Origin of the sequence: Faecalicatena orotica, assembly GCF_905197545.1 — a bacterium.
Lineage (GTDB): Bacteria > Bacillota > Clostridia > Lachnospirales > Lachnospiraceae > Faecalicatena_A > Faecalicatena_A orotica.
Genome location: NZ_CAJJZH010000021.1, coordinates 1 through 19,639 on the forward strand (window position 1 = coordinate 1; position 19,639 = coordinate 19,639).

At 45.4% G+C, this 19,639-nt stretch carries 14 protein-coding genes; 12 read left to right on the forward strand and 2 right to left on the reverse strand.

Going from position 1 to position 19,639, the window contains the following annotated elements:
* Positions 1-160 precede the first annotated feature (160 nt).
* The 5 genes from ABIN22_RS22850 to ABIN22_RS22870 all read left to right on the forward strand — a co-directional run bounded on the left by ABIN22_RS22850 (position 161) and on the right by ABIN22_RS22870 (position 7,898).
* Positions 161-2,614: a GH39 family glycosyl hydrolase gene (locus ABIN22_RS22850; RefSeq protein WP_346911499.1), complete on the forward strand. Its 2,454-nt coding sequence runs from the start codon at positions 161-163 to the stop codon at positions 2,612-2,614.
* 193 nt (positions 2,615-2,807) lie between these two features.
* Positions 2,808-3,623 (forward strand): alpha/beta hydrolase, encoded by an 816-nt coding sequence (locus tag ABIN22_RS22855; RefSeq protein ID WP_346911500.1) that lies wholly within the window; start codon positions 2,808-2,810, stop codon positions 3,621-3,623.
* Entirely contained in the window at positions 3,604-4,239 is a 636-nt protein-coding gene (locus ABIN22_RS22860) for an alpha/beta hydrolase-fold protein (protein WP_346911502.1), read from the forward strand. Before ABIN22_RS22855 ends, ABIN22_RS22860 begins: the two co-directional genes overlap by 20 nt.
* Positions 4,240-4,254: 15 nt before the next feature.
* Positions 4,255-5,643, forward strand: a complete 1,389-nt coding sequence (locus tag ABIN22_RS22865; protein ID WP_346911504.1) for an MFS transporter — start codon at positions 4,255-4,257, stop codon at positions 5,641-5,643.
* Between the two features lie 11 nt (positions 5,644-5,654).
* A complete protein-coding gene (locus ABIN22_RS22870; protein WP_346911506.1) occupies positions 5,655-7,898 on the forward strand; it encodes a glycoside hydrolase family 3 C-terminal domain-containing protein in 2,244 nt (747 codons plus the stop codon).
* A gap of 76 nt (positions 7,899-7,974) precedes the next feature.
* Here ABIN22_RS22870 and ABIN22_RS22875 read toward each other — a convergent pair whose 3' ends face one another.
* Together ABIN22_RS22875 and ABIN22_RS22880 are read right to left on the reverse strand one after the other, a co-directional pair.
* The gene (locus ABIN22_RS22875; protein ID WP_346911508.1) at positions 7,975-9,357 is read right to left on the reverse strand and encodes a Sapep family Mn(2+)-dependent dipeptidase; all 1,383 of its coding nucleotides are present in this window, start codon (positions 9,355-9,357) and stop codon (positions 7,975-7,977) included.
* 17 nt (positions 9,358-9,374) lie between these two features.
* The gene (locus ABIN22_RS22880; protein WP_118622914.1) at positions 9,375-10,163 is read right to left on the reverse strand and encodes a FadR/GntR family transcriptional regulator; all 789 of its coding nucleotides are present in this window, start codon (positions 10,161-10,163) and stop codon (positions 9,375-9,377) included.
* Between the two features lie 190 nt (positions 10,164-10,353).
* On the opposite strand from ABIN22_RS22880, the gene ABIN22_RS22885 reads away from it, so the two are divergent.
* Genes ABIN22_RS22885 through ABIN22_RS22915 form a run of 7 tightly spaced genes read left to right on the forward strand, consistent with a single transcriptional unit; the run spans position 10,354 to position 19,241 of the window.
* The gene (locus tag ABIN22_RS22885; protein ID WP_109734028.1) at positions 10,354-11,274 is read left to right on the forward strand and encodes an ABC transporter permease; all 921 of its coding nucleotides are present in this window, start codon (positions 10,354-10,356) and stop codon (positions 11,272-11,274) included.
* 11 nt (positions 11,275-11,285) lie between these two features.
* Entirely contained in the window at positions 11,286-12,509 is a 1,224-nt protein-coding gene (locus ABIN22_RS22890) for an ABC transporter permease (protein WP_346911510.1), read from the forward strand.
* A gap of 22 nt (positions 12,510-12,531) precedes the next feature.
* Entirely contained in the window at positions 12,532-13,539 is a 1,008-nt protein-coding gene (locus ABIN22_RS22895) for an ABC transporter ATP-binding protein (RefSeq protein ID WP_346911512.1), read from the forward strand.
* A complete protein-coding gene (locus ABIN22_RS22900; RefSeq protein WP_148481968.1) occupies positions 13,539-14,510 on the forward strand; it encodes an ABC transporter ATP-binding protein in 972 nt (323 codons plus the stop codon). The genes ABIN22_RS22895 and ABIN22_RS22900 overlap by 1 nt, the downstream gene beginning before the upstream one ends.
* A 14-nt stretch (positions 14,511-14,524) precedes the next feature.
* Complete coding sequence (locus ABIN22_RS22905) at positions 14,525-15,619, forward strand: aminopeptidase (RefSeq protein ID WP_118622912.1); 1,095 nt, start codon at positions 14,525-14,527, stop codon at positions 15,617-15,619.
* A 14-nt stretch (positions 15,620-15,633) separates the two neighbouring features.
* Entirely contained in the window at positions 15,634-17,637 is a 2,004-nt protein-coding gene (locus tag ABIN22_RS22910; RefSeq protein ID WP_346911515.1) for an alpha-amylase family protein, read from the forward strand.
* Positions 17,634-19,241, forward strand: coding sequence for a peptide ABC transporter substrate-binding protein (locus ABIN22_RS22915; RefSeq protein WP_109734034.1), 1,608 nt, complete (start codon positions 17,634-17,636; stop codon positions 19,239-19,241). Before ABIN22_RS22910 ends, ABIN22_RS22915 begins: the two co-directional genes overlap by 4 nt.
* The last annotated feature ends 398 nt before the right edge of the window (positions 19,242-19,639 follow it).

The following is a 19,639-nucleotide window of genomic DNA, read 5'->3' on the forward strand; positions in this document are numbered from 1 at the left end:
AAGGTATATATACAGACGGAATGAGGGAGACGGTACCAATTAGGTATCGTTTTTTGTAATATACAGATGATGGTACAACAGGATATTTTGAGAATTTTCTGAAAACGGACCGCAAAAGGGTCAGACCCCTTTGCGATTTACGATCATGGGGGATGGTTCGATGCATGAACTGGTGAGGTTTATTCTGAATGAGGAAGAAGAGAGGCAGCTGCACTGGAGCGGCAATCTGAATATGCTGCTCGTCCTTCGGGGGGAGTGTGCTTTTAGCTGCCACGGAGAGCTTGCCCCTATGAAGGCCGGTGATTTATGGGTGGTGAATCCACTCTGCCTTTACCAGATTTTAAGAGAATCTGAAGCGGATATTCTGACGGTTTCCTTTTCTAAAGAAGCGACAGAGGGAATGAAGCTGGGAAAGGAATGGGAGATCTTTTGCCGCAGTGACCAGCAGGAGGAGAATGACAGGGAAGCTTTTCAGGAATTGCGCCGTTTGGTGGCGGACCTTTTCGAAGTTTGTGTGAAAGAAAAAAAGAATGACAGCCTTCTGGTAAAGAGTTATGTATGTCGGATACTTTATTTTCTCGGGGAGGGATTTGCGGTAAAAAGTTCTTTGGAAGGAGGAACGGAGGACCATTCTCTGGAGCGGCTCAGCCGTATTTTGAGGAGGATACATGAGGATTATGCCCAGCCGCTTACGTTGAAGCAGGTTGCGGAAGAAGAATATCTGTCCATGAATTATTTGTCCAGATACTTCCAGAAGAAGGCGGGGATCGGATTTAACCAGTATCTTAACCAGGTACGCCTGCAGGCAGCCGCCGGGAAACTACTGAATACAGCACTTTCTGTGACCGAGATTGGACATCTGTGTGGTTTTAAAGATGCAACACAGTTTATTAAGAGATTTCATGAGTTTTATAAAATGACACCGGTGAAATTCAGAAACCAGATGTTGGTTCAGAAGGAACCAGATGAAAGAGAGCAGGAGTTATTCTATGAACTGTTGAAATATAAGAGCCAGGAAACAATACAGGGACATGGTATCAGGGAACGCGCCAGAAGCAGAAAAATAAATGTGGATGTGTCAGTCAAAGGAAAACGGCTCAGACATCATTGGAAAACACTGGTGAATATCGGGTTTGCCAAGGAAGGTCTGTCGGCTGTTATTCAGAACCAGCTTCGTACAATCCAGATAGAAATTGGCTTTCAGTATATTCATTTTCACGGACTGCTGGATGATGATATGATGTTGTATAGAGAAGAGGAAGACGGTACCCCGGTCTATAATTATAAGTATACAGATATGTTGTTTGACTTTTTCTTGTCTATCGGTCTGAAACCTTATGTGGAATTGAGTTTCATGCCCTCGGTATTGTCAAAAGAGTCTAAAAAAATATTTATTAAATCTGTAAACATGGGGATGCCGAACAACATGGAGAAATGGTGTGGCCTGGTGAGAAATCTTACTGTTCACCTAATGGAGCGTTATGGGGAAGAGGAAGTATTGTCGTGGAGGTTTATACCGTGGACAGGTCCAGTCAGTTATTCATATTATGGAAATTATGAAATAACAGAATATTTTGAACTATACAGGAAATCTTTTGAAGTGTTAAAGTTGGTTCATCCGGAGATTCAGGTGGGCGGACCGGCTATGGATTCCTATTATATTTGGGAGGATGGGGGATTTTACGAGCAATTTATAGAGTATACGGAAAGGACACACTGCAGTCCGGAATTTCTTGCTATAGACCTTTATCCTTCTAAGAAGGGTGAGAAGGAGGAAGGGGAAGAAATTGTTCTAATCGAAACACCGGAGGCGTTTTCCCGGGTGACCAGCTGGGATGAAAAGTATATCGGGCATTTACTGGACCGTCTTGAGAAGTACCATAAGAAGAGGGATGGGAAAGTGCCGGAGATTGTATTCGTTGAATGGAATTCTACGATCTGGCAGAGAGATCTGACGAATGATACCAGTTTCAAGGCGGCATACATTGCAAAAAGCCTATTGGAGAATTATGACAGGGTGTCTGCTTTTGGATACTGGGGATTGAGTGATTATATCGAAGAAGTCGCTCCCGCACAGGAAGAATTTCATGGCGGTTTTGGTCTGTTTACGTGCCAGAGTATTAAGAAAAGCGGATATTACTGTATGGAACTGCTTGCAAAACTGGGAGATTATATGGTTGCCAGAGGAGACGGATATTTTATCACAAAGAAAATATCCGGACAGATCCAGATTTTTCTTTATAATTGTGTACATTTTAATAAACTTTACCGTTACAGGCATCTGAATGGTGTTGACAGGATACACCGGACAGGGGCATTTCTGGATGGAGAACGAATCCGGTATCATCTGCTCTTAGACGGGATTGGGGATTGGGAGTTTATTAAGATGCGTGAGTACACGATTAGTGAAAAAAGAGGAAGCTCCTATGAAGCGTGGATAAAGATGGGGGCGCCTTCATCTCTGTCGGCGGAAGAGGTCCTGTACCTACGGCAGAGTACGGTTCCTGAATATCAGTGTATGCTGCTGTCAAACGAAGAATTCCGGCAGACGGAACTGGCGCTGCCACCGCAAAGTGTGAAGCTTATTCTACTGGAAAAAGCAGATTCTCAATAGAGAGTCTGCTTTTTTTGTATATAAATATACTTTTTAATAGTGAAAAATTATCCTTACGGAAATAGTATGGCAAAATGCTTAATTTGAAGGATAAAAAATAAAAGAAAATATGCAATAATACGAAAGAAAACAGGCTATCTTACTTTCAGTAAAAAAAATATAATAAAGTCATCAAAACAAGGAGGAAATAAAAATGGCATTGATACATTGTTCATTTGGTTCAGATTCCCTGGGGATGACGACTGACATTCATGTGATTCTGCCGGAAGTAGATGTAAAGGAAGGGGAAAAGGATATACGTTTTCCGACCCTGTATCTTCTGCACGGGGCATCCGATAACTATTCAAACTGGATTCGTTTTACAAGTGTAGAGCGTTATGCTGCGCAGCATGGCATTGCTGTGGTAATGCCGGAGGCGGGTTTAAGCTTCTACAATAATATGCCTATGGGGTATAACTGCTATGACTATGTAGCAAAGGAACTCCTGGCATTTACAAGGGCGATGTTCCCGCTGTCAGACAAAAGAGAGGAGACATTTATCGCAGGGCTTTCAATGGGAGGATATGGCACAATGCGGATTGCACTGAATAATCCAGAAGTATTTTCAGCGGCAGGGACATTTTCCGGCGCAGTAGACCTGACATCTATGAGCAGTACGTCGGTTGGTTTTATGGATGAGGCACAGACACAGTTTATGATGGAACGCGCTTTTGGAGTGAAGGATTCAGGCAGTCTGAAGGGAACAGACGCGGACCCCATCCACCTTTTAGAGGGATTTAGAGAATGCAGGGAATGTATGCCGAGGCTTTATCAAAGCTGTGGTGCAGAGGATTTCCTTTATGCACAGAACCAGGCATTTAAAACAGCAGCAGAAAAGGCTGGTCTTCCGGTTCACTATGAAGAGTGGAAAGGGGACCATAACTGGCCGTTCTGGGATGTAAGCATCCAAAGATTCTTTGATTGGCTGAAAAGTGAGGAGGGAATAGACGATGGCATGGATTCAATGTAATTATCATTCAGATATATTGGGGAAAACGATGGGGATGGAGGTAATTATACCTGAACCGGATATTTTTTATAAACGTGAGGAACTTTTAAAAGTAGGCACATTCCCAGTAGTGTATCTGCTTCATGGCAGGAATGGCACTGGGATTGACTGGATACGCAATACATCGGTGGAGCGTTATGCAATGGAAAACCAGACAGCAGTTGTTATGCCGAGCGTGGACAACGGTTGTTATGAAAATATGGGAGGCAGCGCGTATTGGACCTATCTGACAGAGGAAGTAAAGGCAAAGGCAGAAGTTTATTTCCCGGTTTCCAAACGGAGAGAAGAATGTTTTGTGGCCGGAGCAGGAGAAGGGGCTTACGGGGCATTAAAGTGGGGCGCTGAATTTCCGGGCCGGTTCCATACGGCTGGCTGTATCTCTCCGGTATGGGAGGACGAACAGAAACTGAGAGAATGTCAAAGGAAATACCGGGAGCATGAAGGACAGGACAGAAAATTGCCGGAACTTCTGGAATATGCAGAAGCTCCGCAGGAGGATGGGGAATATTGTGACAGAAGCTTAGGAGAATTGTTCAGGGCACTGCCATTGCCCAGAAACTTATATAAGAATTGGTAGAGGAGGGAACCTGTTATGAAACAGATGCGTTCTGACATGGAAAAAGTAGGGATAGGTGAAAAGTTTGCCTATAGTCTGGGTGATTTCGCGAGTAATTTGATTTTCGCGCTGGCGTGCTCACTGATTACATATTTTTATACAAATACAGTGGGGATTTCTGCAGCTGCTGCAGGTTCCGTGCTGATGTTCTCACAGATTTTTGACGGAATTTCAGATGTGCTGATTGGATTTTTGATAGACAGGACAAGGTCAAAATACGGAAAAGCACGTCCATGGCTGCTGTGGATGGCAGTTCCTTTCGGAATTGCCTGTATTCTGCTGGTATGTGTGCCTAGAAATGCAAGTATGGTTGTAAAGATTGTTTATGCGTTTATCACATACAATTTAGTTATGACAGTCTTCTATACTGCAATTAATGTACCTTATGGTGCGCTGAACACCTTGATGACAAGAGACCAGTACCAAAGGTCTGTTATCAACATCTGGCGTATGACAATGGCAATGCTCGCAACGATGGTTGTGACTGCTGTCACACTGCCGATTATCAAAAGTCTGGGCGGTGATCAGGCAGCATGGATTAAGACGATGGTCATTTATGCTACGCTTGCTGTAGCAATGTTCCTGATATGTTTTAAGTGTACAAGAGAAAGAGTAACGGAGGAACTGGGAGTTCAGGAACAGGTTCCGGTAAAGAAAGCATTAAAAGCAGTTGTTAAAAATAATTACTGGCTCCTGCTGATCGGTGTTTGGCTTCTTTATGCAATCAATACGACATTCAGCGGAACAACAACAGTATATTATGCACAATATATCCTTGGAAATGAGACTCTCATGGGTCCGATCAATATTGCGCTGAATCTTCCGGCCGTTATCGGAATCCCGTTCATGGCACCACTGATTAAAAAGTTTGGAAAGAAACCGCTGGCAATTGCCGGATGCTGTATTACCCTGTGCGGCTGTCTGCTGATGCTGGTTCAGCCGGAAAATCTGACAATGGTTGTCGCTGCAACACTTGTAAAAGGTCTCGGTACCGTTCCATTCTGGGCAGTTTTATATGCTATGATGGCGGATACAGTAGAGTACGGGGAATGGAAGACAGGAGTCAGGACAGAAGGCCTTCTGTACAGCGCATCTACCTTTGGCGCAAAAGCGGGCGCCGGAATAGGAAGTGCAATTGTAGGTGCAATCTTAACGGCCAATATGTTCAATGGTATGCTTGAGGTTCAGCCCCAGTCGGCGGTTTCTGCAATTTCCTCTATGTATCTGTATGTTCCGATCGTTATGGTGGCACTTCAGATTGTGTGTCTGGTTTTCTATAAACTGGATAAAGAATATCCGCAGATTATGGCGGAACTCAAGATCAGAGAAGCAAATGCAAGGAAGAAAGCAGAGGGTATTGAATAATGGAAGAAAAGATGGAATCAAAATTACAGGAACTTACAATAGAGGAAAAAGTAGGATTACTGTCAGGGGCGGATTTTTGGACAACAAAAGAAGTGAAACATGTGAATCTTCCGTCATTTATGATGACAGACGGACCGAACGGGCTGAGGAAACAGGTTACGTCTTCAGACCATTTAGGGATGAATGAAAGTCTGCCTGCTACTTGTTTTCCTATGGCTTGTGCATTGGCCTGTTCCTGGGACCGGGAACTTCTGTACGAGATAGGGAAAGCTCTTTCAGAAGAATGTATTGCGGCAGATGTCGACATCCTGCTGGGACCGGGCGTAAACTTAAAGAGAAGTCCCTTGGGAGGAAGAAATTTTGAGTATTTTTCTGAAGATCCCTATCTGACATCACAGCTTGCTGCCAGATATATCAGGGGAGTACAGGAAAACGGTACAGGGACATCGCTGAAGCATTTTGCGGCAAATAATCAGGAAACGAGAAGAATGGTATCGGATTCTCTGGCAGATGAGCGCACATTAAGAGAACTGTATCTGGCCTGCTTCGAAAGTGTCGTGAAAGAGGCGAAGCCTTGGACTGTGATGTGTTCTTATAATAAGTTGAACGGTACCTATACGTCGGAGCATGATTGGCTTTTGAATCAGGTGCTGAAAAAGGAATGGCAATATGACGGGGCAGTCGTTTCGGACTGGGGTGCGGTAAACGAAAAGGTAAAATCTGTACAGGCGGGGCTTGATCTGGAAATGCCGGGCAACCAGGGGGAAAGCGACAGGATACTTCTGGAGGCACTAAAGAATGGTGAGATCAGCGAAGATAAGATAGACGAAGCTGTGACAAGGATACTGCGCCTGTCTGACCACATCCTTGAGGCGAGGGCGCAGAAGAACGTGCCGGTTTCGGCGGAAATAAATTGGGAGACCCATCATAAACTGGCCAGAGAAGCAGCCGGGGAAAGTATGGTTCTCCTGAAAAATGAGAACAAGGTACTGCCTCTTGCATCTGGGGAAAAGATTGCTGTTTTAGGAGAACTTGCGTCCGACATCCGTTATCAGGGAACCGGAAGCTGCAAGGTACATCCTTACCACGTGGACAGCCCGTTTGAAGAAATAAGGGTATATGAGCCTTCGGCTGTGTTTGCAAAAGGCTACCTGCTGGACGGCGGTGATGACGGGCTGCTGCTGGAAGAGGCAGAAGCTGTAGTGAATGGCTGTGACAAGGTTATCATATTTGCAGGATATCCGGAACGGGCTGAGAATGAAGGTGAGGATAAAGAGGATATAAAACTTCCGCATAATCAGACGGAGCTCATCCACCGGATTACCCGGATTCATCCTGCAGTGATTGTCGTATTATGTAATGGATCACCAGTAGAAATGCCGTTTTCCAATGAGGCAGAAGCGATTCTTGAGACGTATCTCGCAGGTGAGGCAGCAGGCGGTGCGGCTGCGGATATTCTGTTTGGTAAAAAGAATCCGTCAGGAAAGCTGCCAGAATCCTTCCCTGTAAGGCTGGAAGATAATCCTTCGTATCTGAATTTCCCGGGAATGCAGAACAAAACAAGGTATGGAGAAGGGATTTTCGTAGGATACAGATATTACGATAAAAAGAAAATAGAACCCTTATATCCGTTTGGTCATGGTTTAAGCTATACAGAATTTACTTACAGCAATTTATCTGTCAGTGTGGAAAAAGAAAATACCGCAGATGTCACGCTCGAAGTGCAGAACACCGGAGACATGTATGGCGCAGAGGTAGTACAGATTTACATACAGAAAAAGGAAACAGGAATCATACGGGCCGTGCAGGAACTGAAAGGCTTTGAGAAAGTCTGGCTGGAGGCCGGAGAGAAAAAGCAGATCACGATCCACCTGCCAAAAGAAGCGTTCCGCTATTATGATGCCGAAAACGGATCATGGCAGGTAGAATCCGGCGAATACGAGATACTTGTGGGTGCATCCTCCAGAGATATTCGGATGAAACAGGCCATCGTTTTGGAAGGAGATGAGCTGCCCCGGTGCAAATGTGATAAGAACAGCACAATTGCTGAGATTTCCAGAAGTCCCGAGGGGAAAGCTGTACTCGAAAAATGGATGAAGTGGTGCAGTGATAAAGGGTATCCGATTTTTACTGAAGAACCGGAATTTATACAGAATGCCTATGATACTACACCATTGAGATGGGTGAAGATGCTTTCGGGAGGCTGCTTCACAGAGGAAATGATAGAGGATGTATTAAGTCACTGTAACAGATGAATTTGATAAACAATTCTGAAAACGGGGCGCAAAGGGGTCTGACCCCTTTGCGCCCCGTTTTCAGAATATTCAGTATTTATTCTGTACTTGCCAATGCCATCATTGCATGGGCAAGTATTTTTGTGTCGAGAATTAGATCTTCGATATCAATATACTCGTCCGGCATGTGCATGACACTGTCTTTTTCGGGAAATTCGATTCCAAATGCGACTGCATTCGGAAGTCTTCTGGCATATGTGCCGCCACCGATTTTCATAGGGGGCCTGTAGTCCCCGGTGAAATCTCTATATGATTTAAGCAGCTTGGCTACGAGTTCGCTGTCTTCCGGGACATACAGACCATCTACAAACTTTGTCTTATCCGCGCATATGATTCCACTTCCTGAAATTCTGTCATTGATCGTATCTTCGATTTCTTTGCGGGTCGTACTGAGCGGGGCCCGGACATCTATCTGCATTTCAAATCCCTCGTGTGTCCATTGCATGACACCAACGTTGAGGGTCAGGGTGCCGGATTCGTCTTCACGCATGAGGCCCAGAGATTCTCCGTTGTACTCCAGCTTAAACATATCATACAATAAATGTATGATTTTATGGTCTTCTTCTTTCAGAGGCAGTAATGTAAGCAGGTAAATCAGCCCCTGCAGGGCATTCTTTCCGCTTTCCGGGTGCGAGGAATGGCTGGCCTTTCCGAACACTTCTATCTTGGTTCCTTCTTCTGTCCCTGAAAGTTTGTAATCAAAACCGGCTGCTTTCATTGCATCATCAGCCAGTTCTGCAACCGTGGACATATCATACGGCACGATGGCTGAAGCCAGCGGCGGGACGATATTGACTCTCTCCCCGCACTGAATTGTGATATCAGAATCCAGCTTGCACTCATAGTAAGCATGGTAAATATTCTTTTCCGAGTTGACAAGCGGATAATCCGCATCGGGGGAGAAGGACATTGTCGGAATCTCTTCCACTTCGCGGTAGTGGTCAATACAGGTCAGCCCGCTTTCCTCGTCACACCCCATGATGAGCCGTAACCTGCGGTTCAGAGGGATGCCGCATTCTTTTAAAGCAAGCATTGCAAAAAATGAGGCAATGACAGGCCCTTTGTCATCCATTGCCCCCCTGCCGTAAATCCGGTCCGCATCGATTGTACCGCCGAAAGGAGGGTGTGTCCAGCCTTCCCCTGCAGGTACGACATCCAGATGTGCGAGGATTCCGACAAGCTCTTCTCCATAGGGCTCAGACTCTATAAATCCGGCATAGCCGTCTAAATTCTTAGACGTAAATCCATAAGTCTTCCCTAATGAAAGCATATAGTCCAGACAATCTGCGATACCTTTGCCGAAAGGCATATCCTCTGAGGCCGGCAGATCTTTCACACTTGGGAACTCCAGCAGGGAGCAGAGGCTCTCAATAATAAGCTCCCGGTGTGAGTCAATCCAATCATTCAACTGTTGGTTCATCTTCGTAAAATCCTCCTTTACTCTTGGTCCTTAATATGTTTTTGAAATAATTCAATATCATACTCCAGCATATCCTTATAGCTTTCCTGAATAAATGCAAAATCCTTGTCATGCAGTCCCCGGACGATATTGCGGTGGAATTCTATACTCTTATTATCCTCCGGAAATCCCCCTGACATTGACCAGTAATTATCCAGCGTATCAGTCATATCGGAAATCATATTCTTTAATGTCGCATTCGGGGACAGCTCATACAAATACTTGTGGAACCTCAGGTCTGTCTCATGAAAAAGAGTGCCGCTGGTTCCTTCAGAATCCATATTTGCTATGAGCAGGTCAAGGGCAGTGAGCTGTTCTTCTGTTATTGTATCCACTACTTTACTGGCAAGCAGGATCTCGAGTGCGATCTTGATTTCAAGTGTTTCCTGGTAATTTAACTGGGTAAACTGCAGATACACGGAACGGGCGGAACAGTCACAGGCAATAAAAGAACCGATACCGGTGTGTACTGTAATGACTCCCTGTGTTTCTAAAAAGCGTAATGCCTCCCTGACAGAGTTACGGCTGATTTTCAGGGATTCGCTTAATACGCGTTCACTGGGAAGCTTGTCCCCCACTACTAATTTTTTATCTTTTATGTATTCCATAATAGAGTCTGCGATCTGGATATAGAGAACTTGTTTTCCAGTTTTCTTTATAGGGGTCAACATAAAATTATCACCTCCACGTTTAGTATAGTCTAGTATAAATGAAAAAAAATATATTTGCAATATTTTACAGGGACAGAATTTGTCAGAAATATACATAATATCTAATGGTATTGACAAAAATCGGTTAATAAAGTATGATTAGCACAAAAGAGTATTGGTAGTACCAGTACTACCACATGTAAAACACACAAAATAAAGACGATAATTAAAGAAAGGAGTGTACAGAATATACAGTTCATGAAAGAGGAAGCTAGATAGAGGGATTTAGTAAAGGAGGAGTGTGGAGATGGCAAAATACATATTGAAACGCTGTGTTTCGATTATTGTCACCTTGTTTTTAGTTTGTACGATTACGTTTATCATGATGAAGGCTGTACCGGGAGGTCCCTTTACAACAGAGAGGAACCTGCCCCAGAATGTACTCGAAGCCCTGGAGAAGAAATATCATCTGGACGACCCTGTCTGGAAACAATATGTTGACTATGTGAAAGGTGCGGCTACTTTTGATTTTGGACCATCCTTCAAAAAGGACGGTGTCATGGTATCAGACATGATCGCACAGAGCTTTCCGGTCTCTGCAAAGCTGGGACTGGTTGCACTGGCAATCGTGATAATACTGGGTATTCCTTTTGGAATCATAGCCGCTTTAAAGCAAAATAAATTTCCAGATTACCTGACTACGGTATTCGCAACATTGGGGATTGCGATACCGACGTTTGTTCTGGGAACTCTGATCCTGTATGTGTTTGGTTCCAAGCTGGGATGGATACCAACACATGGATTAGATTCCTGGAAAAGTTATATCGGGCCGTCCATTTCCCTTGCGGGATTTTCACTTGCATATGTACTGCGGCTGACCCGTTCGAGCATGCTGGGGGTATGCGGGCAGGATTACATACGCACGGCGAGGGCAAAAGGACTGCCGGAGCGGAAGGTGATTTTCAAACACGCTTTAAAAAATGCATTGATCCCGGTTGTTACATATATAGGGCCGATGACAGCAGGCATTATGACAGGCTCGTTTGTGACCGAAAAAATATTTGCCATACCGGGCATGGGAAAGTTTTATGTTGAGGCAATCAACAACCGTGATTATACCGTAATCATGGGAACGACCATGTTTTATGCAGCAATCGCGGCAATTATGATTCTGGCGGTGGATATTGCCTATGCATTCTTGGATCCGCGTATTAAGTTTCAGGATTAACGGAGGGCAGGATGGAAAATACAGCAAAGCACATTACACGAAAAGATGTAGAACGAGTCTATTTTACCAACAAGGAATCACAAGATATTACCCGCCCGAGTCTGACATACTGGCAGGATGTCAGAAGGCGTTTCATGAAAAATAAGCTTGCGATACTGGGGTCAGTGATTATTGTCCTGATGGTATTATTTGCAGTATTTGGATATGCACTCACCACCCAGAATTACTACAGCCAGGACCTGACGATGACCAATATACCGCCCAGGCTTGAGGCTTACCGCATGGATGAGGATACCCTCCTGTATGTAAATTCAGAATACAGTCTTTATACTCTGGACGGCAGCGGGAAGCTTAAGGAGAGGGTAGAGGCGGAAGATGAAAATAAGATGATGCGGGAAAAGGTATACAACGTCGGCGGGAAAAAGGTCGTACTCAATTATTCTGGCGCGGCAAAAGCGGCGAAGGCGAGAAAAGACGGTGACATGAAACTCGCAAATTCTGTGGAAAACTTCACACTTAAAATTGACGGGAAAACACCGGAGATGGAAAAGGTGTGGAACAAGACGTACCGCCTTGGTACGGATTATCTGGGAAGAGATATGCTTGCAAGGCTTGTATACGGGGCAAGGATTTCCCTTCTTGTAGCATTGATTGCAACCTTTGCACAGTTCTGTATCGGTGTTCTTTACGGGGGCATCGCAGGGTATCTGGGCGGCAGGGTGGATAATATCATGATGCGTATTGTCGATATCGTCAGTACGGTCCCGCTGACTTTGTATGTGGTGCTTCTGATGGTCGTGATGGGACCCGGTATCAAAACAATCATCATTGCCCTTGGCTCTGTTTACTGGGTAGACATGGCACGTCAGGTGCGCGGCCAGGTGCTGAACATCAAACAGCAGGAATTCGTTCTTGCGGCAAGGACGATCGGTGCATCGGGAAAACGGATTATGTTGAAGCACCTGATCCCGAATGCCATGAGCACGATTATCGTTACCCTGACCATGAACATTCCGAGTGCAATTTTTACAGAATCATTCCTCTCCTTTATCGGACTTGGTATCAGCGCACCGGCGGCATCCTGGGGAACACTGGCCAGTGATGCGCTCGGGGGATTAAGAAGCTATCCGTACCAGCTGCTGCTGCCTTCTCTGTGTATCTGCCTGACAGTATTGGGATTTAACTTCCTTGGAGACGGCCTGAGAGATGCACTGGACCCAAAACTTAGAAAATAACGTAAAAGCAGGGAGAATGATTATGAGTGAGATGATATTACAAGTCAACAATCTTGAAACATCGTTTTATACACATGTCGGAGAAGTCAGGGCGGTAAGGGATGTCAGTTTTTCTGTAAAAAAAGGCGAGATCCTTGGGATTGTAGGGGAGTCCGGGAGCGGCAAGAGTACGGTTCTCCTGTCGATTATGGGACTGCTCCAGCACCCGGGAAAAGTCAAATCCGGTGAAATTATTTTCGAGGGTGAGAACCTGACGAAGAAATCAAATCGTGAGATGCAGCATATCAGGGGGCGGAAAATTTCTATGATTTTTCAGGACCCGATGTCCTCTCTCAATCCGGTATTTACCGTTGGAAACCAGATTGCCGAGACGATCATGACACATGAACATGTATCCAGAAAGGATGCAAATAAAAGAGTACTCGAATTGCTGGAACTCGTCAGGATTCCTTCCGCAAAATCAAGAATAAACTGTTATCCCCACGAATTTTCCGGCGGAATGCGCCAGAGGGCGATGATTGCACTTGCACTGGCCTGTTCACCGGAGATGCTGCTGGCAGATGAGCCGACTACGGCACTTGATGTAACGATCCAGGCGCAGATGATGGATTTGCTGCGGGACATCAGAAAAGAGACAGATACGACCATTATTCTTGTGACACATGATCTGGGCGTGGTTTCTGAGATGTGTGATTTCGTGCAGGTAATGTATGGCGGAAGGCTGATGGAGGAAGCTCCGGGCAGGGAAATCTTCGATACGCCGGGGCACCCTTATACGAAGGGGCTGCTGCGGTCGATACCGAATGTGAAGAAAGGCAGCAGGGAACGGCTGAAACCGATCGAAGGTTCTCCGCCGGATTTGATCACCCCGTTTGACGGATGTCCTTTCGCTTTCCGGTGTTCCCATACAATGAACCTCTGTATGGAGGCGTGCAGCAGCGAATGGAAAATTGGGGATAAACACAGGTGTGCATGCCATCTCTGTAATCCCGAGGTCAGGGCATTACTGGAGGAAGGGGGAGAAAATTGATGGAAAAGCAAGAATTGCTGCAGGTAAAAGGGCTTAAGAAATATTTCCCTTTGAAGAAAGGCTTCGGCAAGGGGAAGACACAGTATGTAAAGGCAGTAGACAATGTCAATTTCTCGATCTACAGGGGGGAAACCTTTGGGCTGGTCGGAGAGTCCGGGTGCGGAAAGTCAACTACGGGGAGGACGCTGATCCGCCTCTATGATGTGACCGAGGGAGAGATTTTATTCGACGGGACTGACATCAGCCGGATGAAGGAAAAGGAACTTCTTCCTTACCGGAAAAAGATGCAGATGATTTTCCAAGACCCATATTCCTCACTGAACGCAAGAATGACAGTGAGCGATATCATTGGGGAACCGCTGGACATCCACAGGCTGGCATCAGGAAAGGAACGTCAGGAGAGGATTGCCCAGCTTCTGGAAAACGTAGGACTGAAGCAGGAGCACTCGAACCGTTACCCGCACGAATTTTCAGGAGGCCAGAGGCAGCGTGTCGGAATCGCGAGGGCGCTGGCAGTGAATCCGGATTTTATTATTTGTGACGAACCGATATCTGCACTGGATGTGTCCATTCAGGCACAGGTTGTGAATATGCTGGAGGATATCCAGTCTAAGTATGGCATTACCTATTTATTTATTGCACATGACCTTTCTATGGTAAGGCATATTTCGGACAGGATCGGTGTCATGTATCTGGGACAGCTGGTGGAGATCGCGGAAAGCGACGAGCTTTATGAAAATCCGCTGCATCCATATACGCAGGCGCTGCTGTCCGCAATACCGAATCCGTACAAGGATAAGCATAAGGAACGGATTATGCTGGAGGGCGAAGTACCCAGCCCGATTGATCCGCCGAAAGGCTGCCGGTTTGCATCCAGATGTAAATATGCCAAGAGCGTTTGCAATGAAGCAGAGCCGCAGTTGAAGGAAATGGGAAGCGGACATTTTTGTGCATGTCATTTATATGATTAAGGGAGGAGATTAAGATGGACCAGAGAATGAAAGAACTGGCAGGACGCCTTGTGCGTTACTGTGTGGATGTGCAGCCGGGGGAAAAAGTACTGATCGAAGCGAATGAGGCAGATACGACCCCGCTGGTTGAACTTTTGATTGACGAAATTTATGCAGCGGGGGCCCAGCCCTTTGTGCAGTATGAGATTGCGTCCGTGAACAGAAAGCTTTTGAGACAATGTACCGAAGAACAGATGCAGCTGCAGTATCAGGGGTATGCGGATATATTGAAAAATATGGATGCTACAATCGGCATCAGGGGTATGCTGAATGCGGCCGAGATGTCTGATGTCCCGAAAGAGGGGATGGAGTGTTACTCCAACGCGAGGGCAATGCTCAGGCAGTACAGGATGGATAAGAAGTGGGTACTCTTACGTTATCCGAACCATGCGATTGCGCAGCTTGCAAATATGAGTCTCGAGGCTTATGAAGACTTCTATTATAGTGTATGCAATCTGGATTATGCAGAGCTGGAGGAAAAAGCAATGCCCCTGAAAAAGCTGATGGAGCAGACGGACAGGGTACATATCACAGGACCGGGAACGGATCTTGAATTTTCCATTAAGGATATACCGGTCGTGCCATGCTGCGGAAAGATGAATATACCGGACGGGGAAGTATTTACGGCGCCTGTAAAGGATTCTGTAAACGGATTTATTACCTTTAATCTTCCATCTGTTTTCCAGGATATCTGTTTCGAGAATATCAAACTGGTTTTCAAGGACGGGAAAATTGTGGAGGCAACATCGAACCACACAGAAGAACTGAACTGGATTCTGGATACGGATGAAGGGTCACGCTATACCGGTGAATTCTCTTTTGGAATCAATCCAAATATCCGGAAATGTACGAATGACGGCAGTGTGGATGAGAAAATGTGGGGAAGCATCCATCTTACGCCAGGGAACTTTTGTGACGGCGCAAGCAATGGGAACGAGTCAAAGATACACTGGGATATGGTCCTCGCCCAGACACCGGAATACGGCGGGGGAAAGATTTATTTCGATGACGTGCTGATCAGGGAAGACGGAAGATTCGTACCGGAAGAACTGCAGGGGTTAAATATTTAAAAAAGGAGATAGATATGGAAGAGACACTTAAGTACAGACAGGTTCATCTGGATTTCCATACCAGCGGGCTGATCCCGGATATTGGAGCGGAGTTTGACCCGGAAGAGTTTGCGGAAACCGTAGAAAAGGCACACGTAGACTCTATCACTTGTTTTGCAAGATGCCATCATGGCTGGCTATATTATGACTCAAAGGCAATGCCGGAGAGGATCCATCCGAATCTGAAGAGGAAGAACCTGCTGAAAGAGCAGATTGATGCCTGCCATAAGCGTAATATTAAAGTGCCTGTTTATACCACCGTGCAGTGGGACGAAAAGATTGCACATGAACATTATGACTGGCTGTGTGTGGAGGAATCGGGTGCTCCATTCCGCGTGTCACAGCTGCAGCCGGGATTTTACCGCAATATTTGTTTGAATTCTCCTTATGTAGAGTTTTTCAAAGAGCATTTAAGAGATATCTTTGATTGTCTGGGAGAGGTGGATGGCCTGTTTCTCGATATTCTGAATATCGGACCATGCTGCTGCAATCATTGTATGGACAGCATGAGGAAACTGGGACTGAACGTGGAAGATGAAAAGGTTAGATATGAATTCGCGCAGACTGTGTTTGACCGCTTTCAGGCAGAAATCACGGCATTTATCCACGAGATTCAGCCCGGCTGCCCGGTATTTTACAATGTAGGATTTATCGGGACACAGCACAGAAAAAATAAAGATACCTTTACCCATTTCGAGATCGAATCACTTCCCGGAGGAGCGTGGGGGTATGGTCATTTCCCGCCTACGGCAATGTATGCGAGGACACTGGGGCTTCCGATGACGGGGCAGACAGGCCGTTTTCATCTGGATTGGGGAGACTTTTCATCCCTGCGTTATCTGGCATCCCTGCAGTATGAATGTTTCCGGGCGCTGGCGTATGGCTGCGGGTGTTCCATCGGGGACCAGCTGCATCCAAACGGGAAGATGAATAAACACACATATGAACTGATCGGGAAAGTATACAAAGAAGTGGAAGAAAAGGAACCCTGGTGTAAAGGGGCCATACCTGTTACAGAGGCAGCAGTCCTTGCGCCTATGGAGTTCAAAGGTGCGTCGTCTTCCTTTGTTGTGGATGAACTTTCCGGTGCAGTGAAGTTTTTAAATGATATTTGTATACAGGCTGACGTGATTGACTCTCAGGCAGAGTTTGAAAAGTATAAGCTGCTTATCCTGCCTGACAGTATTGAGCAACTCAGTCAAGAGGCCGCGGCAAAAATACAGGCATATGTGGAGCAGGGCGGGGCGCTGATCAGCTCCTACCATTCAGGAATCATGCAGGACGGCAGCACGGCGGCGTTTCTGCCTGCTGATATAAAAGGCGATGCTGAATATTCCCCGGACTTTATTGCTATGACCGGAAAAGTGGCAGCAGGGATCCCTGATATGGAGTTTGTTATGTATGAGCGGGGGGCCAGTTTAGAACCCCGGGAAGGATCAGACGTTCTGCTTGAGACGATGGTTCCTTATTTTAACCGGACATGGGAGCATTACTGCAGCCACAGACATACACCGTGCAGCTACCAGTATGGCCCGTCGGCACTGGTTCAGAAGGGACGTGTTTACCAGTTTGCACATCCGGTTTTTAAGATTCAGGAGGAATATGCAACCGAATGGGTGAAACAGCTGCTTAAAAATGTAGTATATGAAATTCTTGGCAGCCCTCTTGTTACGCACAATGGTCCGTCTACTCTGGACCTGAAGCTGACACACCAGCCGGATCAGGAAAGGTATGTACTGCATGCCCTCCACTATATTCCGGTGAGAAAGGCAAAGAAGATGGAAATGGTAGAGGATGTGATTCCTCTGTACGGCACAGAGATTGCCGTGCGTGTGGATGCACCTGTAGAAAGCGTAACTATAGTGCCGGGACAAAAGGAAATAGAATATTTTTCTGATGAGGAGGCAGGAAAAATCACCTTTACAGTTCCGGAAATCTGTGGTCACGAAATGATAGAAATTAAAGGAGGAAAATTATGAAAAAGGTCATATCAGTTTTATTAGCAGTAACACTTGTGGCAGGTACGTTGTTCGGATGTTCATCCGGGAAGAAGGATTCCCCGGAAGATAAGGGCAAGACGGAAGATACGGGCAGCAAGGAAAAATCAATTACGTTCAATATCGGTATGGAGCCGACGACTCTTGACCCGAGCCTGAACAGTGGAAATGACGGAACTTTAGTACTGAATCATATGTATGAAGGACTGATGATTGAAAAAGACAATGATTTTGTATGTGCGGCAGCCGAAGATTATGATGTCAGTGATGACGGAAAGGTGTATACCTTCCATTTAAGAGATAACAAGTGGTCAGACGGGGAACCAGTCCGCGCGCAGGATTTTGAATTTTCTTGGAATCGTGCACTGGATCCGGAAGTGGCATCCACTTATTCCTGGATTTTTGAATCCGGCGGCATTGAGTCTTATAAGGCAGTGGATGATAAGACATTTGAAGTAACTTTGAATTCCAATAACCCGGTATTCCTGTCACTTCTTGCTAATACGACATTCTTCCCACTGCGTGAGGATAAGGTGGATTATCTGAATGGTGCATGGGCACTTGATCCTGAAAAGGTTGTCACAAACGGTGCATATAAGATGACAGAGTATAAGGCTGGCGACCGTTTAGTAATGGAGAAAAATGAAAACTATCATGATGCTGCTAATGTAAAAATTGATAAAATCATTGCTTTGATGATTGTAGACCAGACAACAGCACTTACTGCTTATGAAGCAGGGGACATTGATGCAATCACAGAGGTTCCGCCGGCAGAGAAACAGCGTCTTCTCAATGAGGACCCGAATTTTATGGTCAGCCCATTGAACGGCACGAATTTCTATGCATTTAATACAGCGAAAGCTCCGTTTGATGATGTGAACGTACGCAAGGCCTTGTCCTACGCAATTGACCGCAAGGCAATCGTGGAAGATGTCCTGAAAGGCGGAGAGCAGCCTGCACACTCCCTGATACCGGGCGTAATTTATGACAGTGACGGAAAGGTATTCAATGAGGTGAGCGGAGACTACGGTATTCCGGAGGATGACAGCAAGGTTGAGGAAGCGAAACAGTTACTGGCAGATGCCGGATATCCAAATGGGGAAGGTTTCCCAAAGACAGAACTGCTCTACAATACAAATGAGAAAAATAAGGCTGTTGCAGAGGCTATCCAGCAGCAGTGGAAAGAAAACCTGAATATTGATGTAACATTAGTAAACATGGAATCAGCAGTATTCCACCAGACCAGAGTTGCCCATGACTTTGATGTCTGCCGCGGTGGCTGGTATGGAGATTATAATGACCCGCTTACACATCTGGAGTTATATACAAGCGATAACTCTATGAACTATGCAAGCTGGTCCAATCCGGAATACGATAAGCTGATCACAGAGGCGAAAGGTTCTACCGGAAAAGAACGTTTTGATAAGTTCTATGCCGCAGAAAAACTTCTTATGGAAGGGTATGCTTATATGCCAATTTCTTATGACGTGTACACCTGCCTGATCAATCAGGACAAGATCACAGGATATGAGATTCTTTCTACAGGAGTATATCGCTTTATCAATGCAGATGTAGTTGAAGAATAGAAGGAAATATTGAGAGCTTTAGATTTGTGAACGGATAACTGCCGCTGCCTGGACTTGACAGCGGCAGTTATTGGATGTTTGCAGTGCTAAAGCTCTTTTTTAAAAATCTGGATCTGGATTAAATCTAGATTAAAAAACTAAATAAGTATTGACAGAGGGATGCCAGATGTGGTAATCTAGTCAAGCTGTCGCTTGAAACAGTAATTTTTCTTGATTAACAGATGCTGAAATTCAATATGTAAAGAGTAAATTCTGATTTGCATATCGACCTAGAAAGCAGATGAAAATTAAATAAAAAAGTTGTTGACAAATATCGACAGAGTATGATAATATACTAAAGCTATCGCTTGAGGGACTGGTAAAAACCGGAACCGATGACGAAAAAGAAAATGAAAAAA

Bases quoted from the DNA above. Each gene is read 5' to 3' on its own strand.
- ABIN22_RS22890 (WP_346911510.1), top strand. From the start codon at position 11,286: ATGGAAAATACAGCAAAGCACATTACACGAAAAGATGTAGAACGAGTC.
- ABIN22_RS22910 (WP_346911515.1), top strand. From the start codon at position 15,634: ATGGAAGAGACACTTAAGTACAGACAGGTTCATCTGGATTTCCATACC.
- ABIN22_RS22905 (WP_118622912.1), top strand. From the start codon at position 14,525: ATGGACCAGAGAATGAAAGAACTGGCAGGACGCCTTGTGCGTTACTGT.
- ABIN22_RS22875 (WP_346911508.1), bottom strand. From the start codon at position 9,357: ATGAACCAACAGTTGAATGATTGGATTGACTCACACCGGGAGCTTATT.
- ABIN22_RS22915 (WP_109734034.1), top strand. From the start codon at position 17,634: ATGAAAAAGGTCATATCAGTTTTATTAGCAGTAACACTTGTGGCAGGT.
- ABIN22_RS22855 (WP_346911500.1), top strand. From the start codon at position 2,808: ATGGCATTGATACATTGTTCATTTGGTTCAGATTCCCTGGGGATGACG.
- ABIN22_RS22880 (WP_118622914.1), bottom strand. From the start codon at position 10,163: ATGTATATTTCTGACAAATTCTGTCCCTGTAAAATATTGCAAATATAT.
- ABIN22_RS22865 (WP_346911504.1), top strand. From the start codon at position 4,255: ATGAAACAGATGCGTTCTGACATGGAAAAAGTAGGGATAGGTGAAAAG.
- ABIN22_RS22850 (WP_346911499.1), top strand. From the start codon at position 161: ATGCATGAACTGGTGAGGTTTATTCTGAATGAGGAAGAAGAGAGGCAG.
- ABIN22_RS22895 (WP_346911512.1), top strand. From the start codon at position 12,532: ATGAGTGAGATGATATTACAAGTCAACAATCTTGAAACATCGTTTTAT.
- ABIN22_RS22870 (WP_346911506.1), top strand. From the start codon at position 5,655: ATGGAATCAAAATTACAGGAACTTACAATAGAGGAAAAAGTAGGATTA.
- ABIN22_RS22900 (WP_148481968.1), top strand. From the start codon at position 13,539: ATGGAAAAGCAAGAATTGCTGCAGGTAAAAGGGCTTAAGAAATATTTC.
- ABIN22_RS22885 (WP_109734028.1), top strand. From the start codon at position 10,354: ATGGCAAAATACATATTGAAACGCTGTGTTTCGATTATTGTCACCTTG.
- ABIN22_RS22860 (WP_346911502.1), top strand. From the start codon at position 3,604: ATGGCATGGATTCAATGTAATTATCATTCAGATATATTGGGGAAAACG.